Genomic DNA, 20,943 nt, shown 5'->3' with positions numbered 1-20,943 from the left:
GAAGAAGAAGATCATGAGCAATTCGGACAACCCGATCGCCACCGCCGTCGCCAAGGCCGGCGAAAACCGCAAGCTTCGCTCGCGCGCCTGGTTCGACAATCCCGACAATGCGGACATGACGGCGCTGTATCTGGAGCGCTACATGAACTTCGGCCTCAGCCAGGCCGAGCTGCAGTCCGATCGCCCGATCATCGGCATTGCCCAGACCGGTTCGGACCTTTCTCCGTGCAACCGCCACCATCTGGAACTCGCCAACCGCCTGCGTGAAGGCATTCGCGAAGCCGGCGGCATCGCCATCGAATTCCCGGTGCATCCGATCCAGGAAACCGGCAAGCGCCCGACGGCGGGCCTTGACCGCAACCTCGCCTATCTCGGCCTCGTGGAAGTGCTCTACGGCTATCCGCTCGATGGCGTCGTGCTCACCATCGGCTGTGACAAGACGACGCCGGCCTGTCTGATGGCCGCAGCCACCGTCAACATCCCGGCGATCGCGCTGTCGGTCGGCCCGATGCTGAACGGCTGGTTCCGCGGCGAGCGCACCGGCTCCGGCACCATCGTCTGGAAGGCCCGCGAACTGCTGGCGAAGGGCGAGATCGACTATGCCGGCTTCGTCAAGCTGGTTGCCTCCTCGGCGCCCTCCACCGGTTACTGCAACACCATGGGCACGGCCACCACGATGAATTCGCTTGCCGAAGCGCTCGGCATGCAGCTTCCGGGCTCGGCCGCCATTCCGGCCCCGTATCGTGATCGCCAGGAAATTTCCTACCTCACCGGCCTTCGCATCGTCGACATGGTCAAGGAAGACCTGAAGCCGTCCGACATCATGACGAAGGAAGCCTTCATCAACGCCATCCGCGTCAATTCCGCGATCGGCGGCTCCACCAATGCGCCGATCCACCTGAACGGCCTTGCCCGCCATCTGGGCGTCGAGTTGACCGTCGATGACTGGCAGACCTATGGCGAGGAAATCCCGCTTCTCGTCAACCTGCAGCCGGCCGGCGAATATCTCGGCGAAGACTATTACCATGCCGGCGGCGTTCCCGCTGTCGTCAACCAGCTGATGTCGAAGGGCCTCATCCATGAGGACGCCCTGACGGTGAACGGCAAGACCATCGGCGAGAACTGCCGTGGCGCCATCATCGAGGACGAAAAGGTCATCCGGCCTTACGACCAGCCGCTGAAGGCCCATGCCGGCTTCCGCGTGCTGCGCGGCAACCTCTTCTCCTCGGCCATCATGAAGACGAGCGTGATCTCCAAGGAGTTCCGCGACCGTTACCTCTCGAACCCGAACGATCCGGAAGCCTTCGAGGGCCGTGCCGTGGTGTTCGACGGTCCGGAGGACTACCACCACCGCATCGACGATCCGTCGCTGGAAATCGACGAGAACACGGTTCTCTTCATGCGCGGTGCCGGCCCGATCGGCTATCCGGGTGCGGCCGAAGTCGTCAACATGCGTGCGCCGAACTACCTGCTCAACAAGGGCGTCACCTCGCTTCCCTGCATCGGTGACGGCCGCCAGTCCGGCACGTCCGGCAGCCCGTCGATCCTCAACGCTTCGCCGGAAGCGGCAGCCGGTGGTGGCCTTGCCATCCTGAAGACCGGTGACCGCGTGCGCATCGACGTGGGCCAGGGCAAGGCAGACATCCTGATTTCGCCCGAGGAGCTGGCGGCCCGCCAGGCCGAGCTTCAAGCCTCGGGCGGCTACAAATATCCCAAGCACCAGACGCCGTGGCAGGAAATCCAGCGCGGCATCGTCGGTCAGATGGAAACCGGCGCGGTTCTCGAACCGGCCGTCAAGTATCAGCGGATCGCGCAGACGGAAGGTATTCCGCGCGACAACCACTGAGGACACGCTGTTCCTCGCGAAGATCGGGCAAGCCGCAAGGCATAAGGCCCGGTCTGCGTCGGGCTGACGCTGTTGCAGCAAGGCGGGCATTGCGTCTGACGCGGCCCACCCCTGGCAGTCCCGGATTTGTCCGGCAGACCTGTGGAACGCATTTTCGAAAAACGTGTGGGCGGCGGCACGCGTCGCCCGCGGGGGTCTTGGCGGGCTCGAAGGGAGACCCGTCGTTCAGGAGGAGTAACTTATGAAACTGATGAAGTACCTCACCACGGCTGCCATGTTCGCAGCCATGGCCATCGCAGCTCCGGCCGGCGCTGCCGACAAGGGCACTGTCGGCGTTGCCATGCCGACCAAGTCTTCGGCCCGCTGGATCGCCGACGGCGACAACATGGTCAAGGTTCTGAAGGAACGCGGCTATACCGTCGATCTGCAGTATGCGGAAGACGACATTCCGAACCAGCTCTCCCAGATCGAGAACATGATCACCAAGGGCGCCAAGGTCCTGGTCATCGCTGCCATCGACGGCACCACCCTGTCGGACGTTCTCCAGCAGGCTGCCGACCAGAAGATCAAGGTCATCGCCTATGACCGCCTGATCCGCGACACGCCGAATGTCAGCTACTATGCGACCTTCGACAACTTCCAGGTCGGCGTTCTGCAGGCCACCACGCTCGTCAAGGCTCTGAAGGCCGACACCGAGAAGGGCCCGTTCAACATCGAACTGTTCGGCGGTTCGCCGGACGACAACAACGCCTTCTTCTTCTACAACGGCGCCATGAGCGTTCTGCAGCCGCTCATCGACAAGGGCGTGCTGAAGGTCGGTTCCGGCCAGGTTGGCATGGACAAGGTTTCCACGCTGCGCTGGGACGGTGCAACCGCCCAGGCTCGTATGGACGCCATCCTGTCGGCTTACTACAACGACAAGAAGCTGAACGCTGTTCTGTCGCCCTATGACGGTATCTCCATCGGCATCCTGTCGTCGCTGAAGGGCGTCGGCTACGGTTCCGGCGGCCAGGCCATGCCGTTCGTATCGGGTCAGGACGCCGAAGTGCCGTCCGTCAAGTCGATCATTGCCGGCGAACAGTATTCGACGATCTTCAAGGATACGCGCGAACTGGCCAAGGTCACCGTCGACATGGTTGATGCCGTCATGACCGGCAAGGAGCCGACCGTCAACGACACCAAGACCTATGACAACGGCAAGAAGGTCGTTCCGTCCTACCTGCTGAAGCCGGTTGCCGTCGACAAGACCAACTGGAAGGAAGTCCTGATCGGTTCCGGTTACTACACCGAAGCCCAGATCAAGTAAGTCTGCACCGGTGCGGCGGTGAAAGCCGCCGCACTCTTCCGTTCCCCATCGGAGAAGATGGCATGCTCGATCCCGTCCCTGCGGCCGAACGCACCCCGATTTTGGAAATGCGCGGCATCTCCAAGTCCTTCGGCGCGGTCAAGGCGCTGTCAGACGTCAGTTTTACCGTGCGCGAAGGCGAAATCCACGCGCTGGTCGGCGAAAATGGCGCCGGCAAGTCGACCCTCATGAAGGTGCTGTCCGGCGTTTATCCGCACGGCTCCTACGAAGGCTCCATTCTTTATGATGGCGTGGAACGCAATTTCCGCAATATCAACGATACCGAAGCACTTGGCATCATCATCATTCACCAGGAGCTTGCGCTCATCCCGCTGATGTCGATTGCCGAGAACATCTTTCTTGCCAATGCGCCGTCGCGTTTCGGCGTCATCGACCGTTCGGCCGTGCATGAGCGCACCAAGGCGCTTCTGGCCAAGGTCGGCCTTTCGCGCGAGGCACCCGATCAGCTGATCACCAATCTGGGCGTCGGCAAGCAGCAGCTGGTGGAAATCGCCAAGGCGCTGTCGAAGGACGTGCGCCTGCTGATCCTCGACGAGCCGACCGCCTCGCTCAACGAAACCGACAGTGCCGCCCTTCTCGAACTCCTCAAGGAGTTCCGCCGCCAGGGCATCACTTCGATCCTCATCAGCCACAAGCTGAACGAAATTTCGGAAGTCGCCGACCGCATCACGGTGCTGCGCGACGGCCGCACCGTCGATACGATGGATTGCCATGCCGGCGTCATCGAGGAAGACGAGATCATCCGCAAGATGGTCGACCGCGATCTGGAAAGCCGCTACCCCAAGCGCGAGCCGAAGATCGGCGAGGTCATCTTCGAGGTGGAGAACTGGTGCGTCGATCATCCCCAGCATGTGGGCCGTCGCGTCGTCAAGAATGTCTCCATGTCGGTGCGTGCCGGCGAAGTGGTGGGCATTTCGGGCCTGATGGGCGCCGGACGCACCGAATTCGCCATGAGTGTCTTCGGCCGCTCCTGGGGCCGCAACATCACCGGCACCGTGCGCATGCACGGCAAGGACGTCGATGTCTCGAACGTCAACCGCGCCATCGACGCGGGCCTTGCCTATGTGACGGAAGACCGCAAGCATCTCGGCCTCATCCTTGCCGAAGACATTCGCAAGAATATCTCGCTTGCCAACCTTCCGGGCGTGTCGCGCCGCAATGTCATCGACGATATTTCCGAGATGAAGGTGGCGCAGGAATTTCGCGCCCGCATGCGCATCCGCAGCCACAATGTCTATCAGGAAACGGGAAAGCTTTCGGGCGGCAACCAGCAGAAGGTTGTCCTGTCGAAATGGCTGTTTACCAATCCAGATCTGCTGATCCTCGACGAGCCGACCCGCGGCATCGATGTCGGCGCCAAGTACGAAATCTATTCCATCATCAACGAACTCGCGGACGCTGGAAAAGCGGTCGTGGTGATCTCCTCCGAAATGCCCGAGCTGATCGGCATCTGCGATCGCATCATGGTCATGCATGAGGGCGAATTTGTCGGCGAAGTCGCCGGCGAAGGCGCCACCCAGGAGAACATCATGCGCGCCATCATGCGCCGCAAGGGGAGAGAAGAATGAGCACGCCCGAAACCACAGCCCCCGCCGTTCGGCAGTCCGCCGCAGCGTTCCTGAAAGATAACCTGCGCGATTACGGCATGCTGCTGTCGCTCGTGGTGATCGTCCTGTTCTTCCAGTTCGCCACCGGCGGCATTCTTCTGAAGCCGCTGAACCTCACGAACATCATCCTGCAGAACAGCTATATCGTCATCATGGCGCTCGGCATGCTGATGATCATCGTCGCCGGCCATATCGACCTGTCGGTCGGCTCGGTCGCCGGCTTCGTCGGCGCGGTCGCGGCGATGATGATGGTGCAGTATAATTTCGACTTCGTCACGGCGAGCATCGTCTGCCTCATCATCGGCGGCGTGATCGGCGCGGTGCAGGGTTATTTCGTTGCCTATTTCAAGATCCCGTCCTTCATCGTGACGCTGGCCGGCATGCTTGTCTTCCGCGGCTTCATGATCGCGGTGCTGAGCGGCCGCTCCATCGGCCCGTTCGACCCGACCTTCCAGAAGCTGTCCTCCGGCTTCATCCCGGAATTCTTCTCCTCGGAAGGCGGCCTCTACATCACCTCGATGATCCTGGGCCTTGCGCTTGCGCTGCTGCTCGTCTGGCAGAACATCCGCAGCCGCGCCCGTCGCCAGTCGCATGGTGTCGAGAGCGAGCCCTTCGGCTTCTTCGTCGGCAAGAACATCCTGGTTCTCGCTGCCATCGGCTACATCGCCTACCTGATCTCGTCGCATCGCGGCATGCCGAACGTACTGATCATCATGGCGCTTCTGGTGGCCGGCTACGGTTTCTTCACCAACCGCACGATCATCGGTCGCCAGATCTATGCCGTCGGCGGTAACATCCGCGCGGCCGAACTGTCGGGCATCAAGACCGCCCGTCTGACCTTCTTCACCTTCGTCAACATGGGCGTTCTGGCAGCGCTCGGCGGCCTCGTGGTTGCCGCACGCCTCAACAGCGCCACGCCGAAGGCCGGCGCCGGCTTCGAGCTGGACGTGATTGCAGCCTGCTTCATCGGCGGCGCCTCGGCCTACGGCGGCGTCGGCAAGGTCACGGGTGCCGTCATCGGCGCCTTCCTGATGGGTGTCATGAACAACGGCATGTCCATTCTCGGCATCGGCATCGATTACCAGCAGGTCATCAAGGGCCTGGTTCTGCTCGGCGCCGTCTGCGTGGACGTCTACAACCAGCGTCGTTGATCCTCCCAAGCATTGCGACCTGATCGAGCCGCGAATTCCGCAAGGAGTTCGCGGCTTTTTTTGTTTGACCTCTGGGAACCGACTTCACAAATTGCGTTGATGGAACCGAGCCTTGTCGCCTATGTTGACGACCCGGTGACGAAGGGGAGGCCAGCTATGACGCATTCCAATGCGCCCATTCAGCACATTGAGGCAGGGCAGCCGTCAAAGGCCAGCCGAGCGCAGGCCTCGCCGGCCGTGGCGCTTGGTGCGGTTGCCATGGGCGCACTTGCTATTGGAGCGCTTGCCATCGGTGCGCTTGCCATCGGACGTCTGAGGATCCGTCACGCACGGATCGACAGGCTTTCCGTCGGCACGCTGAACGTGGAAAATCTCAAGATCGTATCAAAGGATCAGTGACTGGCCGACCGCCGTCGCCCTCTCACCCCATCCGTTCCGAGGCATAGCTTCCCGGGCTTGGCGGAAATACGATGGTGCGGTTGCCGTTGATGAAGGTGCGGTGATGGATATGGGCGTGGACGGCGCGGGCGAGCACCTGCGCTTCCACGTCGCGACCCATCGAGACATAGTCTTCCGGGCTTTGCGCATGGGTCACGCGCACCGTATCCTGCTCGATGATCGGACCTTCGTCGAGGTCTGCCGTCACGTAATGGGCGGTTGCGCCGATCAGCTTTACGCCGCGCTCGTAAGCCTGCTTGTAGGGGTTTGCACCCTTGAAGCTTGGCAGGAAGGAGTGGTGGATGTTGATGATGCGGCCCGACATCTTCTGGCAGAGCGGGTCCGACAAAACCTGCATATAGCGGGCAAGCACGATCAGTTCCGTGCCGGTCTGCTCCACCACGTCCATCAGCCGGGCTTCCGCTTCCGGCTTGTTTTCCTTCGTCACCTTGATGTGGTGGAAGGGGATGTCGTGGTTGACGATGACCTTCTGGTAATCGAAATGGTTGGAGACGACGCCGACGATATCGATGGGCAGCGCGCCGATCTTCCAGCGATAGAGAAGGTCGTTCAGGCAATGGCCGAAGCGCGACACCATCAGCAGCACTTTCATGCGCTCGGCGGCATCGAAAATGTCGGCCTCCATCGAGAATTTCGCGATGATCGGCGCAAGGCCTGAGAGAAGCGCCTCACGGCTTTCGCCTTCTTCGGAAATGAACGAGATGCGCATGAAGAATTTTTGCGTGTCGAAATCATCGAACTGCGACGAATCGACGATATTGCAGCCCTTTTCGGCGAGATAGCCGGACAGCGCCGCGACGATGCCGCGCGAGGTGGGGCAGGAAACGGTCAGCACATAGCTCTTCATCGTCATCGTTCTCCGTTTGGGCCTTTTGGGGCCGTCTGTCCTGTGTGGGCGGTGCGAACCGTGGCGCCCGCTGCCCTTCAAAATCTCTGTCTGCCGCAATAGCCAAGATGGGCCAGATATCAAGCCTTGAAGGGCGGAAGACGGTTCCCACCCCTAAACCATGGCGAAGCCCCATGCGCATCGGTTTGCGATACCGGCAGGCGCAAAAGCGAAGGCGGAGGACCGGACCAGACGCTGCATCACACAGGCAGAACCTCGCCGGCGGCCTGTCGTATGGTCTGGATGAGGATGGAGAGCGGCAGCGATGGAGGCGCGTCGGTGCGCAGCGTCAGCCCGACCGGACCCTTCGTCTCGCTGGTATCGATGGGAAGCGATGCCAGCATGCCGGCTGCGATATCGCCCGCCACCACGCCGCTGGAAATGATCCAGATCGCATCGCTTTGTCGCACGAAGGCGCGGCCAAAGGCATCCGACACGGTTTCCACCTGCGTCGGCAGCGCCGCCACGCCGTTTGCAATGAGGAACTGCTCAACGACCGGCCGGATGATCGAGCCGCGCGTCGGCATCAGCACGGGATAGGCGGCAAGCCCGGCAAAGACCGAGCCGCCGCCGAGCAGCGGATGGCCGGCACGCACCGTAAACAGCACCTGCTCGGAATAGAGGTGCTCGAAGGAAAAACCGGCCATCTTTTCCGGCGCCGCCAGCCTCCCGACGACGAGATCCAGTTCGCCGACACGCAATTGCTCCAGCAGGACGGCGTTTTCGCCGGTGACGATCTTGATGCGGCTTGCCGTCCGCTCCTCCAGAAACAGCGTCATGGCGCGCGGCATGATGCGGGTCGAAACCGTCGGCAGTGCGCCGATGCGCACCGGTGGCACATTGTCGAGAAGCTCCTGCGAGACCGAATCAACGCCCTGGCGAAGAGCGGTCAGGGAGGCGGCCGCATGGCGCAGGAACACGTCTCCCGGCCGCGTGATGCGGATGCCGCGCCCGTCGCGCTCGAACAGCGCCACCCCCAGCAATTCCTCGAGTTCCCGGATGGTTTTCGTGACCGCCGGCTGGCTGATGTTGAGGCTGTCTGCCGCCTTGACCACGCTTTTCAGCCGGGCGACTTCCACGAACGTATGCAGATGGCGATACTTGACGCGCGATCCGATCAATTCATAACTCACAGGTTAGGGTTAGGGGGTATAAATGTCATTTTACCTAACCATTTGTCGGATGCAATAAAACCTGCGGAGGATGCGATCATGAAATTTATGCGGATCGGCGATCTGGTTCTGAGCCATGACGTGCATGGCCTCGGCAGCGGCAAGCCGGCACTCGTCTTCATCAATTCGCTGGGCACCGACCGTCGTATCTGGGACAGGGTCGTTGCAGAGCTTGCCGGCGATTTCACCATCCTCACCTTCGACAAGCGTGGCCATGGCCTGTCGGACCTTGGGGAACCGCCCTATCGGATCGAGGATTTTTCCGCCGATCTGGCAGGCCTCATCGATCATTACGGGCTTTCCAACGTCATCGTCTGCGGGCTGTCGGTCGGCGGGCTGATTGCCCTGTCGCTCTACGACACGCGCCCGGATCTCGTGCGCGCCATCGTCTTTGCCGATACGGCCCACAAGATCGGCACGGCCGAATTCTGGGCAGCCCGCATCAATGCGGTGCGGCAAAACGGCATTGCCAGCATTCTGGAACCGGTCATGACGCGCTGGTTCACAGCGCCCTATCGCGTGGCCGACAATGCCGATTACCGCGGCTATTGCACCATGCTGCTGCGCCAGCCGCCCGAAGGCTATGCCGGGACCTGTGCGGCCATCCGTGATGCCGATTTTACCGCGGTTGCCCGAACCATCGCCGTGCCAGCCCTCTGCGTGGTCGGCGAAGAGGATGGCTCGACGCCGCCGGACGTAGTGCGCTCGCTTGCCGATCTTGTCCCCGGCGCACGGTTCGAAATCATTCCCGGCGCGGCGCACATTCCGTGCGTCGAAACGCCCGAACTTTTCCTTGCCCTTCTTCGCGGCTTTGTCGCGGATCTTCCCGGAGACTGACTTCATGGCCGACCAGACGCCCCGCACCGACCGTTACCGCCAGGGCATGGCGACGCGCCGCGCCGTGCTCGGCAATGCCCATGTCGACCGGGCAAGCGCCCAGGAAACGCCGTTCGACCAGCCGTTTCAGGAGCTGATCACCGAAGGTGCCTGGGGCACCGTCTGGTCGAGACCCCATTTTACCAAGCGCGAGCGGTCGATCGTTACCATCGCGCTTCTGGCCGCCCTCGGACAGGACGAGGAGGTGGCGATGCATATTCGTGCCACGGCGAATACCGGGGCAACTGAAGAGGATATCCGCGAGGCGCTCCTCCATGTTGCCATCTATGCCGGCGTACCGGCAGCCAACCATGCCTTCAAGATCGCAAAATCAGTCTATGCCGAAGGGCAAGCGGTGAACCACGCCGAGGAGGAGACGAGATGAAGAATACAGTGCCTGAAACAGGTGGATTTTTTGCCCGCGACCGGGAGATCCATCCGCCAGCCTATACGCCGGGTTACAAGACATCGGTGCTGCGCGCCCCCCAGCGCGCCCTGATCTCCCTGGAAGGGACCAAGAGCGAGATCACCGGCCCGGTCTTTGGCCACAACATGATCGGCGAGTTCGACAATGATCTCATCGTCAATTACGCAAAGCCCGGCGAGATGGCGATCGGCCAGCGCATCATGGTGCATGGCCGGGTGCTGGACGAGCGGGGCGTGGGCGTCGCCGGCGCGCTGGTCGAATTCTGGCAGGCCAATGCCGGCGGCCGCTATCGCCACAAGAAGGAAACCTATCTCGCCGCCATCGATCCGAATTTCGGCGGCTTTGGCCGCTGCATCACCGATGAGAACGGTTATTATGCCTTCCGCACCATCAAGCCCGGCGCCTATCCCTGGCCGAACGGCGTCAACGACTGGCGCCCGGCGCATATCCATTTCTCCATCTTCGGCCATGGCTTTGCCCAGCGCCTGATCACCCAGATGTATTTCGAGGGCGATCCCCTGATCTGGATCTGCCCGATCGTCAAGACGATCCCGGACGAGGAGGCCATCAAGCGCCTTGTGGCACCGCTCGACATGAACAACACCGTTCCCATGGACATGCGCGCCTACAAGTTTGACATTGTTCTGCGCGGCCGCCGCTCCACCTTCTTTGAAAACCGCAAGGAGGGCAACTGACATGGTCCAGCCGCTGAATTACCTGAAGGAATCGCCGTCGCAGACCGCCGGGCCCTACGTGCATATCGGCTGCACGCCGAATTTCACCGGCATTACCGGCGTCTATGACACCGATCTCGGCTCCGGCCCGATGGCGAGCGACAAGACGCGCGGCGAGCGCATCACTATCAAGGGCCGCGTCATCGACGGCTCCGGCACGCCGCTGCGCGATGCGATGATCGAGATCTGGCAGGCCGATGCCGACGGCTTCTACAACAGCCCGTCGGAGACGCGCGGCACGGCCGATCCGAACTTCTTCGGCTGGGGCCGCTGCCCGGCCGACATGGTAACGGGCGAGTTTTCCTTCGAGACGATCAAGCCCGGATCCGTGCCCTTCAACGACGGCCGGCCGATGGCACCGCATGTGACCTTGTGGATCGTGGCGCGCGGCATCAATATCGGCCTGCAGACCCGCATGTATTTCTCCGACGAGGAAGAGGCCAATGCAAAGGATCCGGTACTGGCCCGCATCGAGCATCGCGTGCGTGTGCCAACCCTCATCGGCAAGCGGGAGGGTGATGTCGTCACCTTCGACATCCACCTGCAGGGCGAAAACGAAACCATCTTCTTCGACATCTGAGGCAGATCGTTGAGCATTTCCGCATTCGATCATCCCATCCTGTCCGGTCTCCTCGGTGACGAGGAGACCGGAGCCTTTTTTGAAACCGCGGCCGATATCGCCGCCATGCTGTCCTTCGAGCGGGCGCTTGCACTGTCCGAAGGGCAGGCGGGTGTCATTCCCATGGACGCCGCACAGCGCATCGCCGCGGCTGTTTTGACGTTCGAGCCGGATATTGCAGCCCTTCGCGCCGGCGTGAGCCGCGATGGCGTGGTGGTGGCCGATCTCGTGCGCCAGCTGCGCGCGACCGTGAGCCCCGATGACGCCCCCTTCGTCCACAAGGGCGCCACCAGCCAGGATGTCATCGACACCAGCCTGATGCTGAGGCTCTCCGGCGTCCTTGCGCTGTTTTCCAAGCGGCTCGACCTGCTTCTCAAGGCCTTTGCCGCCCTGGACAAGGCCCACGGAAAACGCGCCCTGATGGGCCATACGCGCATGCAGGCAGCAATCCCGATCACCGTCTCGGACCGTATCCGCAGCTGGGCGGAACCGCTTGCGCGCCATGCGGAGCGCCTGAAGGGGCTTTCGCAAGCTGGCCTGCCGGTACAGTTCGGCGGCGCTGCCGGAACGCTCGATGCGCTGGGCGACAAGGCCGGCGCCGTGCGCGCCCGTCTTGCCAAAGAACTCGGCCTTGCCGACGTGATCCAGTGGCAGAGCCAGCGTGACCGGCTGGTGGAGATCTGCGATCTCTTTGCGCTGATCTCCGGAAGTCTTGGAAAATTCGGGCAGGACATCGCGCTTCTTGCCGAAATGGGGGGCGAGATGACGCTTGCCGGCGGTGGCGGCTCGTCTGCCATGGCCCACAAGCAGAACCCGGTGGCGGCCGAAGTTCTGGTCTCGCTTGCCCGCTTCAACGCCGTGCAGCTGTCGGGCATGCATCACGCCATGGTGCATGAGCAGGAACGTTCGGGCGCTGCCTGGACGCTTGAATGGATGCTTCTGCCACTGATGGCGGTTGCAACCGGCGCGTCGCTGCGGCGGGCGCACGAGCTTCTGTCCAACATCCGCGCCCTTGGCCGGGACTGAGCGGGGCCGCTTCGCCGCGGCTGATGCAATGGCAACAGGGCACCAAAAATGCGTGCGCTGCGGCGACGGCAAATTGTGCACGCCTCCGAAACGTCTTAAAGCCGTCGCAGCGGTTTTTGAACGCAGAGCGGCTTGCGCTGCGAACACGCCTTCAGGGAGGACAACACATGCTCATCAATATCGACCCGCTTCTGTCGCCGGACCTTCTGCACACGCTGCGGGCCATGGGTCATGGCGATGAAATCGCCGTGGTCGACGCCAATTTTCCAGGCACCAGCACCGCAAAACGTCTCATCCGCCTCGATGGCGTTTCGGTAACGCGGGCAACGCAGGCCGTTGTCAGCGTCATGCCGCTCGACGAGTTCGTCGATGTGCCGGTCGTCACCATGGAAGTGGTCGGCAATCCCGACGAAGTGCCGCCGGCCGTTGCCGAACTGCGCGCCGTCGTCGGCGATCGCGGCCAGTGCGGCACGCTGGAGCGCTTTGCCTTTTATGAGCGCGCCAAGGGCTGCTTTGCCATCGTCCAGACCGGCGAATCCCGCCTCTATGGCAATATCATTCTGAAAAAGGGCGTGGTGCGCAGCTGATCCGCAGGGATGGCTCACACCGTCCTGATACACGAAAGCTTGGGGCCGGGGACGCAGACGCGTCTCCGGCCCCAGCCGTTTGGCACCGCCTTTGATCCCCACGCATCCGCTCCTTCAATGGCCAACGCGGCAGCCCCTTTTGCCGGACGATGACATAAATCAAGGAGCGCCTGCCGCTGAGGCGTAACCATCCGCTGGCCGATGCCTTCAGGCACGACGGTTTGGACGGAGGTTTTCCTGATGAGACGATGGGCGGCTTTGAGCCAGACCACTCTGCTAGCGCTGGCATTGACGCAACCTGTTGCGGCGGCAGACACCAACAATCCGGCGGCGTTGAAGACCCGCTTCGAGGCGCTGTGGAACCGCCTGACGGGCAAGGATACGATGCCGGGCATTGCCACCTCCAATGGCCGCATCGAGGCGCAGCAGATCCTCGTTTCGACAAAGCTTGCCGGGCGGCTTGCCGAGGTTCTGGCGACCGAGGGCACCATCGTCGATGCCGGCACGGTGCTGGCGCGCATGGACACGGCGGATCTCGAGGCGGAAATGGCCGGCGCCCGCGCCAAGGCCCGCCGCAGCGCCACGGCGGAAGTGGAGGCGGAGGCCGCCATTGCGCAGCGTCAGAGCGAGCTGGTTCTGGCCCGCCAGGAATATGACCGCGCCCGCACCATGAGCGAAAAGGGCAGCGGCACGGTGCAGCAGCGCGACATGCGCGAAAGCCAGCTGCAGGTCGCCGAAGCCTCCCTTCGCGCCGCCAATGCCGCCCGGGAGGAGGCCGCCGCGTCCTCCGAAGCGGAAGAAGCCGAAATTGCCCGCATCCAGTCGCAGCTCGATGATGCGGTGCTGAAGGCGCCGACGCGCGGACGCATCGAATACAAGCTCGTGCAGAAGGGCGAGGTGGTGGCCGCCGGCGCGCCGATTGCCACCATGCTCGATCTGGCCGATGTCACCATGACGATTTTCGTGCCCGCCCGGGTGGCAGCCGAGCTTGCCATCGGCGACGAGGCGCGCATCATTCTCGATGCCGCTCCGCAATATGTCATGCCGGCCAGCATTTCCTTCGTCGCCTCCGAGGCGCAGTTCACGCCGAAGACGGTGGAGACCGCCGAGGAACGCGAAAAGCTGATGTTCCGCGTCAAGCTGAAGATCGCGCCCGACCTGCTGAAAGAGTATGAAAGCCGCGTCAAGACCGGCATTCGCGGCATCGGCTATGTGCGCAGCCATGCCGGTGCGGCCTGGCCGGACGCGCTCCAGACGAAGCTTCCGCAATGAGCGAGCCCGTCGTGCAGCTTCAGTCCGTCACGCATCGCTATGGCGAGGTGGCCGCACTCGATGACGTGACGCTCGACATTCCCGCCGGCTGCATGGTGGGGCTGATCGGACCGGATGGCGTTGGCAAGTCGACGCTGCTCGGCCTCGTCGCGGGCGTTACCCGGCTGCAGACCGGCCACATCAGCGTGCTCGCCGGCGATATGGACGAGGCCGCCCACCGGCGCGCCGTCTGCATGCGCCTTGCCTTCATGCCGCAGGGGCTCGGCCGCAATCTCTATCCGACGCTGAGCGTTGCGGAAAACCTCGATTTCTTCGGCCGGCTGTTTCGCCTGAAGGCCGACGAGCGGCGGCGCCACATGGACGAGCTGCTTGCCGTGACCGGGCTTCTGCCCTACCGCGACCGCCCCGCCGGCAAGCTGTCTGGCGGCATGAAGCAGAAGCTCGGCATCTGCGCCTCGCTGCTGCACGATCCGGACCTCCTGATCCTTGACGAGCCGACGACCGGCATCGATCCGCTGTCACGCCGGCAGTTCTGGCAGCTGATCGAGCGCATCCGCGCCCGGCGCCCGAGCATGAGCGTCATCGTCGCCACCGCCTACATGGAAGAGGCGGAAGGTTTTGAATGGCTGGCAGCACTGCATGCAGGCCGCGTGATTGCGACCGGAAGACCCGCCGAAATTCTTGCGCAGACGGCAAAGCCGACGCTGGACGAGGCCTTTGCCGCGCTGATGCCATCGGCGGAGGGCAAGGTTCTCGCGCCCCTGACGCTCTCCCCCCGCATCGTGACGGATGGCCCACCAGCCATCGAGGCGGAAGGACTGACCTGCCGTTTCGGCGATTTCACCGCCGTCGATCACGTCAGTTTCCGCATTCCGAAAGGCGAGATCTTCGGCTTTCTCGGCTCCAATGGCTCGGGCAAGAGCACCACGATGAAGATGTTGACCGGTCTCCTGCCCGCAACCGAAGGGGTGGCAAGGCTGTTCGGCCAGCCGCTTCTGTCGCGCGACATCGAAACCCGCAAGCGCGTCGGCTACATGTCGCAGGCCTTCTCGCTCTATGGCGAGCTCAGCGTGCGCCAGAACCTTGAGCTGCATGCGCGCCTGTTCGGGCTTCCGGCCGACGAGATTGCTCCGCGCGTCGAAGTCATGCTGTCCGAATACGATCTGACGGAGGTGGCCGACAAGGCGCCGGACGCGCTGCCGCTTGGCATCCGCCAGCGCCTGCAGCTGGCCGCCGCCGTGCTGCACCGCCCGGAAATCCTCATTCTCGATGAACCGACGTCCGGCGTCGATCCGGTTGCCCGCGATGCCTTCTGGCGCTCGCTGATCTCGCTGTCGCGCAAAGGGGGCGTGACGATCTTCCTGTCGACGCATTTCATGAACGAAGCGGAGCGCTGCGACCGCATTTCGCTGATGCACCAGGGACGGGTGCTTGCCGTCGGCGCTCCGAAGGCGCTCTGTGCCGAACGTGGGAAGGCGACGCTTGAGGAAACCTTCATCGATGTCTTGAGCGAGGCCGGCATGGGCACGCTCAGCGAAGCGCCGGATGCAGCCGATGCGACCTCCCGGCCGGCCGAAACAGCAGGCGTCGATGCGCAAGGCCCGTCCCGGGAGCGCATCCGCCGTTTCGATGTCGGGCGGCTTTTCGCCTATGCGCGGCGCGAGACACTGGAAGTGCTGAGGGATCGGGCGCGCCTGATCTTTGCGCTGGTCGGCCCGGCGCTGCTGCTCGTCACCTTTGGTTACGGCATCTCGTTCGACGTGGAAAACCTGCCCTTTGCCATCTATGACCAGGACCAGTCGGCCGAGAGCCGGCAGCTGGTCGAAAGCTTTCAGGGCTCGCGTTATTTCGAGGAGCGCGCCGCCATCGTGTCGCAAGACGCGCTGCAGAGGCGCCTGCGCACCGGGGAACTTGCCGTTGCGGTGGAAATCCCGCCAAATTTCGGCCGCGACCTGCAGCGGCAGCTGACGCCGGAAGTTTCCGTCTGGCTCGATGGCGCCATGCCGTTTCGCGCCGAGACCGCGCGCGGCTACGTCAACGGCCTGGTGGCCGGGTCGATTGCCGATGCGAAAGCCCGCCAGACGGGCCGGACGAATGCGACCGAGACGGTCAATCTGGAAACCCGCTTTCGCTACAACCAGTCCTTCAAGAGCACCAATGCCATCGTGCCGAGCGTGCTCGTTCTGGTTCTCATTCTCATTCCCGCCATCATGACGGCGCTCGGCATCGTCAAGGAAAAGGAGACAGGATCGATCGCCAATTTCCAGGCGACACCGGTCACGCGGCTTGAGTTTCTGCTCGGCAAGCAATTGCCCTATGTCGCCATCGCCTTCGTCAGCTTCCTCATCCTCATCCTTCTCACGCGCTTTGTCTTTGCGGTGCCGATCAAGGGGTCGCTGCCGGTGCTGATGGTGGGGTCGCTGCTCTATGTCAGCGCCGCCACGGGGTTTGGTCTCGTGGTGTCGAGTTTCGTGCGCAGCCAGGTGGCGGCGATCTTTGCGACCGCCATCGTTGCCATGATCCCGGCGGTCAATTTTTCAGGCCTTCTGGTGCCGGTGTCGTCTCTGTCGGGGGGCGGGCGGCTGATGGGTTTCAGTTTTCCCTCTGCCTGGTACCAGCCGATCACCGTCGGCGTCATCACCAAGGGGCTGGGGCTTGCGCAACTGTGGACGAACATTCTGGTGCTGGCGGGTTTCGCCGTCCTTTACATCCTGATCGCGCTTGTGGCGCTGCGCAAGCGGAGTGCCTGAGATGAAACAGAAGCTTGCCCGCATCATGCGTCTCGGCATCAAGGAGCTGTACAGCCTGAAGGCCGATCCGGTGATGATAATCCTCATCCTCTATGCCTTCACCATCGCCATCTATACGGTGGCGACAGGGGCAAAGTCGGAGGTGGAAAACGCCTCCGTTGCAGTGGTTGACGAAGACCGCTCCATGCTGTCGGCGCGACTGCGCGACGGGCTGATGCAACCCTTCTTCCAGACGCCGGTGCTGATCGAGGCGCCGGATGTCGATCCGGCCATGGATGGCGGCACCTACACCTTCGTCCTGGAAATTCCGCCGAATTTCGAACGCGACGTCATCGCCGGCAGACGGCCTTCGGTGCAGATCGCCGTCGATGCCACCGCCATGTCGCTTGCCGGCACCGGCGCCACCTATATCCAGAGCATCATTCGCCAGGAAGTCGCCGCCGCCCTGCCGAAACAGGTCACAGCCTCCCCGATCAACCTCGTCATCAGCGCCCGCTTCAACCCCAACCTGATGTCGACATGGTTCAACGCGGTGATGCAGGTCATCAACAATGTCACCATGCTGTCGGTGATCCTCACGGGAGCCGCCCTCATCCGCGAGCGCGAACATGGCACAATCGAGCATCTTCTGGTGATGCCGGTGACGCCCGGCGAGATCATGCTGTCGAAGATCTGGGCGAACGGGCTGGTGATCGTCGTGGCCGCCGTGCTGTCGCTCGTGGTGGTGGTGGAGCGGGTGCTGCATGTCCCCATTGCCGGCTCGCTCGGTCTCTTCATCGCATCCGCCGTACTCTACCAGTTCTCGGTGACCTCGCTCGGCATCCTGATTGCCACCGCCTCCACTTCCATGGCGCAGTTCGGCCTCATCGCAATCCCGGTGCTGATCGCGATGAACCTTCTGTCGGGCAGCACGACGCCGATGGAAAGCATGCCGGTCTTCCTGCAGACCGTCATGCAGATCTCGCCCTCGACGCATTTCGTCGCCCTGTCGCAGGCGATCCTCTATCGCGGCGCAGACTTTTTCATCGTCTGGCCGCAGATGCTGGCGCTCGCCGTCGTCGGCTGCGGTTTCTTTGCCCTGGCGCTCCTGCGCTTCCGCCGCTCGCTGATGTCTGCGGCGTGAAGCGTGGGGATCTCAACCGGCTGCGGCAAGCAGTTCCGGCTCACGGAGCTCCGGCCAGAAGGGCTCGGTGGCTGCCATGAGGGCCGGCGTTGCCGCGGCGATATAGGGAATGCCGTCGCGGGTGCCGATGCGCACGTCAAGGCCTGCCTCGCGCGCCAGAACCGCGCCGCCGGCAATGTCCCACATGGTCGTGTACTTCTGCAGGTGGCCGTCATAGGTGCCACGGGCGGAAAACACGAGGCCCATCGAGGTGGAGCGGATCGACTGCACCACCCAGCCGGCATGGCGAAGGCCGACCGTCAGCGCCGCCACGCCTTCGGCCTCGGCGGCAGCACTGTCGCCGAGCGACATCATGCGCACGTCTTCAAAGGTGGTATCGCGCACGAAAGGCGTTCCGTTGAGGAAGAGGCCGGTGCCATCGGCCGCCGCATAGATCTCGCCCATCGCCGGCATGGCAACGACGCCGAGTTCCGGCCTGCCATGGCGCACGAAGCCGAGCGAAATGCCCCAGAGCGGCGAGCCGCGCAGGAAATTCGTCGTGCCGTCGATCGGATCGACGATCCAGTAGGCGTCGTCGGCAACGCCGCCCATTTCCTCGCCGAGCACCGTTTCGCCCGGAAAAGCCTCTGCCAACCGGTCGCGCACCAGCTGCTCGACGGCCGTATCGGCCTCGGAGACGAAATCCTGGAACCCCTTGGCGCGGGTGGCAATGCTGGTGCGGTCCCTGTGAAACCTGAGCGCCAGTTCCATGGCCTCTGCAATCACCTTGGAGGCACGCTCCAGCCGTTCATGGGAAATCGTCATCACTTGCCTTCTGCGCCAAAGCGCCCGTTGAGCCATGTCCTGAAAGCTGCGACCTCGTCCGTCTGGATGGCGCCGACGCCGGCATCGACCAGCGCACCCCATACCGCATCCGGCTCGGCCAGAGCCCGCGTATCGTTGAAATCGAGACAATGGGAAACGTCAAGCGTGTTGATCCAGAGGCGGATGTTCTGGCGCTCGAGTTCCGCATGGCCCGTCTCAAGATCGGCGATGTCCTTGAACTTCACCTCGATCATCGGGGCTGAAAGCGGCGCGATGCGGGCAAGATCCTCGGCGAACCGGCCGGGGCGAACGGCAAACATCGGCATATGCGGGATCCTGCCAAACCAGTCGGCGTCGAGAATGTCAAAATGCTGCGCATCAAGATCGATATCGGTCTTCACCAGCACCTGATCGGCGATGCCCAGGCGCAGCACCGTCTCCATCACCTGGGGCAGGTCGCGGGCAAATTTCGTGTCGATGTTGACGGTGATTTTTCCGCGCGCCTCTTCCAGAATCTCTTCGAGCGTCGGCACGCCTTCCTGAGTGAGAGCGGCATCCGCGCCGCCGGCGCCGGTCTTCAGCATGGCGCGGCGCACCGTCTCGAACGGCAATTGGGCGACGGTGCCGGTGCCAGTCGTGGTGCGGTCAAGCGTCGCATCGTGGATCACCACCAGCCGGCCATCAAGCGTCGCCTGCGTGTCGATCTCGATCATGTCGACGCCGGCTGCGATGGCGGCACGCACGGAAGCCAGCGAATTTTCCGCCGTTTCCCGCCAGAAGCCGCGATGGGCAATCGTCAGAATTGCCGGGTTGCGGCGTGAGGACAGGGCTTTCACATCCGCCGCAAGGAAAGGCTTAAGTGGTTCTGCAAAAAGGGTTTCTTCATCGACAATCGCATTTGATGCGCCGCTCATGGCTAAGCTCTCCTGGGGGTCCATGCGGGTGGCACGGGATGGCGCACTCCTTAAACCCGCAGTGATGAGAGTTTTGTGACACAGGCCGCCAACGTGTCAGCAAACGCGCCTGCAACTCCTTGTATTGATGGCTCTTTCGATCACGCAATCGTGCGGGGGCAAAGCCGATCAATGTTGACTGTCACTATCCGCTTTATATAACGCTCATCCGACATCCTGATGAGACCCGCCATGGAGGCAAACTTGATTTCCTATCGAAACGCCATGAGCCGCATCGCGCTTGCGCTGTCCCTGTCCTCGATCGCAACGGTCGGGCATGCGCAGGTGGCAGACAGCCTCACCATCTACAATGCGCAGCACGAGGGCCTGACCCAGGAATGGGTGAAGGCGTTTACCGAAGAGACGGGCATTGCGGTGACCGTGCGCAACGGATCGGACATGGAGTTTGCCAACCAGATCGTGCAGGAAGGCGCCAATTCGCCGGCAGACCTCTTCCTCACCGAAAATTCCCCGGCCATGACCCTGGTGGACGGGGCAGGGCTGTTCGAACCGGTGGATGCGGCAACGCTTGCGCAGGTGCCGGACGGCTTCAAGCCCTCCAACGGCCATTGGGTCGGCATTGCCGCCCGCTCCACCGTCTTTGCCTATGACAAGACGAAGCTTTCCGAAGACAAGCTGCCGAAGACCATGGCCGAGCTTGCCGAGCCGGCCTGGAAGGGCCGCTGGGCCGCCTCGCCATCGGGCGCCGATTTCCAGGCCATCGTTGGCGCCTTCCTGGAGCTGAAGGGCGAAGCGGCAACGGCCGCATGGCTGAAGGGCATGAAGGAAAACTTCGCCCCCTACCGCGGCAATTCCACCGCCATGAAGGCCGTCAATGCCGGTCAGGTCGAAGGCGCGCTGATCTATCACTACTATTATTTCGGTGATCAGGCCCGCACCGGCGAAAACAGCAAGAACGTCGCCCTGCATTATTTCCGCAATCAGGATCCGGGCGCCTTCGTCAGCGTATCGGGCGGCGGAATTCTGGCCTCCAGCAAGCACAAGCAGCAGGCCCAGGCCTTCCTGAAGTGGCTGACGGCGAAGGGCGGCCAGGACATCCTGCGCACCGGCACCTCCTTCGAATATGCCGTGGGTCGCGACGCAGCCTCCAACAAGGCGCTGGTGCCACTTGCCGATCTCAATGCCCCCAAGGTCGATCCGGCGCATCTCAACAATGCCAAGGTCACGGATCTGATGACGGCGGCCGGAATCCTCTGATTTTAGCCGGCAATCCGGTTGCTTCACGGCGCCGCAGCGCGTATCTGCGGCGTTTGACGATTTCGAG

Annotated in this window: 19 protein-coding genes; 15 read left to right on the top strand and 4 right to left on the bottom strand. The window is 62.8% G+C overall.

Annotation, left to right across the window (positions count from 1 at the left end):
• Window positions 1-13 precede the first annotated feature (13 nt).
• The 5 genes from ACEXP3_RS15190 (at window position 14) to ACEXP3_RS15170 (ending at window position 6,369) form a co-directional block, all read left to right on the top strand.
• Window positions 14-1,846 carry an IlvD/Edd family dehydratase gene (locus ACEXP3_RS15190; protein ID WP_377298037.1) on the top strand — a complete coding sequence of 611 codons (1,833 nt, stop codon included), beginning with the start codon at window positions 14-16 and terminating at the stop codon, window positions 1,844-1,846.
• Window positions 1,847-2,096: 250 nt separating this feature from the next.
• Entirely contained in the window at window positions 2,097-3,152 is a 1,056-nt protein-coding gene (gene chvE, locus ACEXP3_RS15185; protein WP_377298185.1) for a multiple monosaccharide ABC transporter substrate-binding protein, read from the top strand.
• Window positions 3,153-3,214: 62 nt separating this feature from the next.
• Window positions 3,215-4,780, top strand: a complete 1,566-nt coding sequence (gene mmsA, locus ACEXP3_RS15180) for a multiple monosaccharide ABC transporter ATP-binding protein (protein ID WP_210106242.1) — start codon at window positions 3,215-3,217, stop codon at window positions 4,778-4,780.
• Window positions 4,777-5,970 carry a multiple monosaccharide ABC transporter permease gene (gene mmsB / locus ACEXP3_RS15175; RefSeq protein ID WP_210106243.1) on the top strand — a complete coding sequence of 398 codons (1,194 nt, stop codon included), beginning with the start codon at window positions 4,777-4,779 and terminating at the stop codon, window positions 5,968-5,970. Before mmsA ends, mmsB begins: the two co-directional genes overlap by 4 nt.
• Window positions 5,971-6,126: 156 nt before the next feature.
• Window positions 6,127-6,369 carry a hypothetical protein gene (locus ACEXP3_RS15170; protein WP_210106244.1) on the top strand — a complete coding sequence of 81 codons (243 nt, stop codon included), beginning with the start codon at window positions 6,127-6,129 and terminating at the stop codon, window positions 6,367-6,369.
• A 22-nt stretch (window positions 6,370-6,391) separates the two neighbouring features.
• Here the strand turns inward: ACEXP3_RS15170 and purU are convergent, their stop codons facing one another.
• Together purU and pcaQ are read right to left on the bottom strand one after the other, a co-directional pair.
• Window positions 6,392-7,276 carry a formyltetrahydrofolate deformylase gene (gene purU / locus ACEXP3_RS15165; RefSeq protein ID WP_210106345.1) on the bottom strand — a complete coding sequence of 295 codons (885 nt, stop codon included), beginning with the start codon at window positions 7,274-7,276 and terminating at the stop codon, window positions 6,392-6,394.
• A gap of 239 nt (window positions 7,277-7,515) precedes the next feature.
• Window positions 7,516-8,436 carry a pca operon transcription factor PcaQ gene (pcaQ, locus tag ACEXP3_RS15160; RefSeq protein ID WP_377298036.1) on the bottom strand — a complete coding sequence of 307 codons (921 nt, stop codon included), beginning with the start codon at window positions 8,434-8,436 and terminating at the stop codon, window positions 7,516-7,518.
• 90 nt (window positions 8,437-8,526) lie between these two features.
• Between pcaQ and pcaD the strand changes: the two genes are divergently transcribed.
• The 9 genes from pcaD (at window position 8,527) to ACEXP3_RS15115 (ending at window position 17,901) form a co-directional block, all read left to right on the top strand.
• Complete coding sequence (gene pcaD, locus ACEXP3_RS15155) at window positions 8,527-9,324, top strand: 3-oxoadipate enol-lactonase (protein WP_377298035.1); 798 nt, start codon at window positions 8,527-8,529, stop codon at window positions 9,322-9,324.
• Window positions 9,325-9,328: 4 nt separating this feature from the next.
• On the top strand, window positions 9,329-9,748 hold the full coding sequence (gene pcaC, locus ACEXP3_RS15150; RefSeq protein WP_210106247.1) for a 4-carboxymuconolactone decarboxylase: 420 nt from the start codon (window positions 9,329-9,331) through the stop codon (window positions 9,746-9,748).
• The gene (gene pcaH / locus ACEXP3_RS15145) at window positions 9,745-10,485 is read left to right on the top strand and encodes a protocatechuate 3,4-dioxygenase subunit beta (protein ID WP_210106248.1); all 741 of its coding nucleotides are present in this window, start codon (window positions 9,745-9,747) and stop codon (window positions 10,483-10,485) included. The genes pcaC and pcaH overlap by 4 nt, the downstream gene beginning before the upstream one ends.
• Before the next feature lies 1 nt (window position 10,486).
• Window positions 10,487-11,104: a protocatechuate 3,4-dioxygenase subunit alpha gene (gene pcaG / locus ACEXP3_RS15140; RefSeq protein WP_377298034.1), complete on the top strand. Its 618-nt coding sequence runs from the start codon at window positions 10,487-10,489 to the stop codon at window positions 11,102-11,104.
• 9 nt (window positions 11,105-11,113) lie between these two features.
• The gene (locus tag ACEXP3_RS15135; protein ID WP_377298033.1) at window positions 11,114-12,169 is read left to right on the top strand and encodes a 3-carboxy-cis,cis-muconate cycloisomerase; all 1,056 of its coding nucleotides are present in this window, start codon (window positions 11,114-11,116) and stop codon (window positions 12,167-12,169) included.
• A 167-nt stretch (window positions 12,170-12,336) separates the two neighbouring features.
• Window positions 12,337-12,756, top strand: coding sequence for an RbsD/FucU family protein (locus ACEXP3_RS15130; RefSeq protein ID WP_210106251.1), 420 nt, complete (start codon window positions 12,337-12,339; stop codon window positions 12,754-12,756).
• Between the two features lie 240 nt (window positions 12,757-12,996).
• Entirely contained in the window at window positions 12,997-14,028 is a 1,032-nt protein-coding gene (locus tag ACEXP3_RS15125; RefSeq protein WP_377298032.1) for an HlyD family secretion protein, read from the top strand.
• Entirely contained in the window at window positions 14,025-16,778 is a 2,754-nt protein-coding gene (rbbA, locus tag ACEXP3_RS15120) for a ribosome-associated ATPase/putative transporter RbbA (protein WP_377298031.1), read from the top strand. Before ACEXP3_RS15125 ends, rbbA begins: the two co-directional genes overlap by 4 nt.
• 1 nt (window position 16,779) lies before the next feature.
• Complete coding sequence (locus ACEXP3_RS15115; RefSeq protein WP_377298030.1) at window positions 16,780-17,901, top strand: ABC transporter permease; 1,122 nt, start codon at window positions 16,780-16,782, stop codon at window positions 17,899-17,901.
• Between the two features lie 12 nt (window positions 17,902-17,913).
• On the opposite strand, the gene ACEXP3_RS15110 is transcribed toward ACEXP3_RS15115, so the two are convergent.
• Complete coding sequence (locus ACEXP3_RS15110; RefSeq protein ID WP_377298029.1) at window positions 17,914-18,705, bottom strand: inositol monophosphatase family protein; 792 nt, start codon at window positions 18,703-18,705, stop codon at window positions 17,914-17,916.
• Window positions 18,705-19,619 (bottom strand): glycerophosphodiester phosphodiesterase family protein, encoded by a 915-nt coding sequence (locus ACEXP3_RS15105; protein ID WP_377298028.1) that lies wholly within the window; start codon window positions 19,617-19,619, stop codon window positions 18,705-18,707. Before ACEXP3_RS15105 ends, ACEXP3_RS15110 begins: the two co-directional genes overlap by 1 nt.
• A gap of 264 nt (window positions 19,620-19,883) precedes the next feature.
• Here ACEXP3_RS15105 and ACEXP3_RS15100 point away from each other — a divergent pair, with 264 nt between their 5' ends.
• Window positions 19,884-20,876 carry an iron ABC transporter substrate-binding protein gene (locus ACEXP3_RS15100; RefSeq protein ID WP_377298184.1) on the top strand — a complete coding sequence of 331 codons (993 nt, stop codon included), beginning with the start codon at window positions 19,884-19,886 and terminating at the stop codon, window positions 20,874-20,876.
• Window positions 20,877-20,943: the final 67 nt, after the last annotated feature.

Origin of the sequence: Neorhizobium fuzhouense, assembly GCF_042611105.1 — a bacterium.
GTDB lineage: Bacteria > Pseudomonadota > Alphaproteobacteria > Rhizobiales > Rhizobiaceae > Neorhizobium > Neorhizobium galegae_A.
Note: the sequence above shows the minus strand (reverse complement) of the source record. Positions and strands in the feature narration are given on the sequence as shown.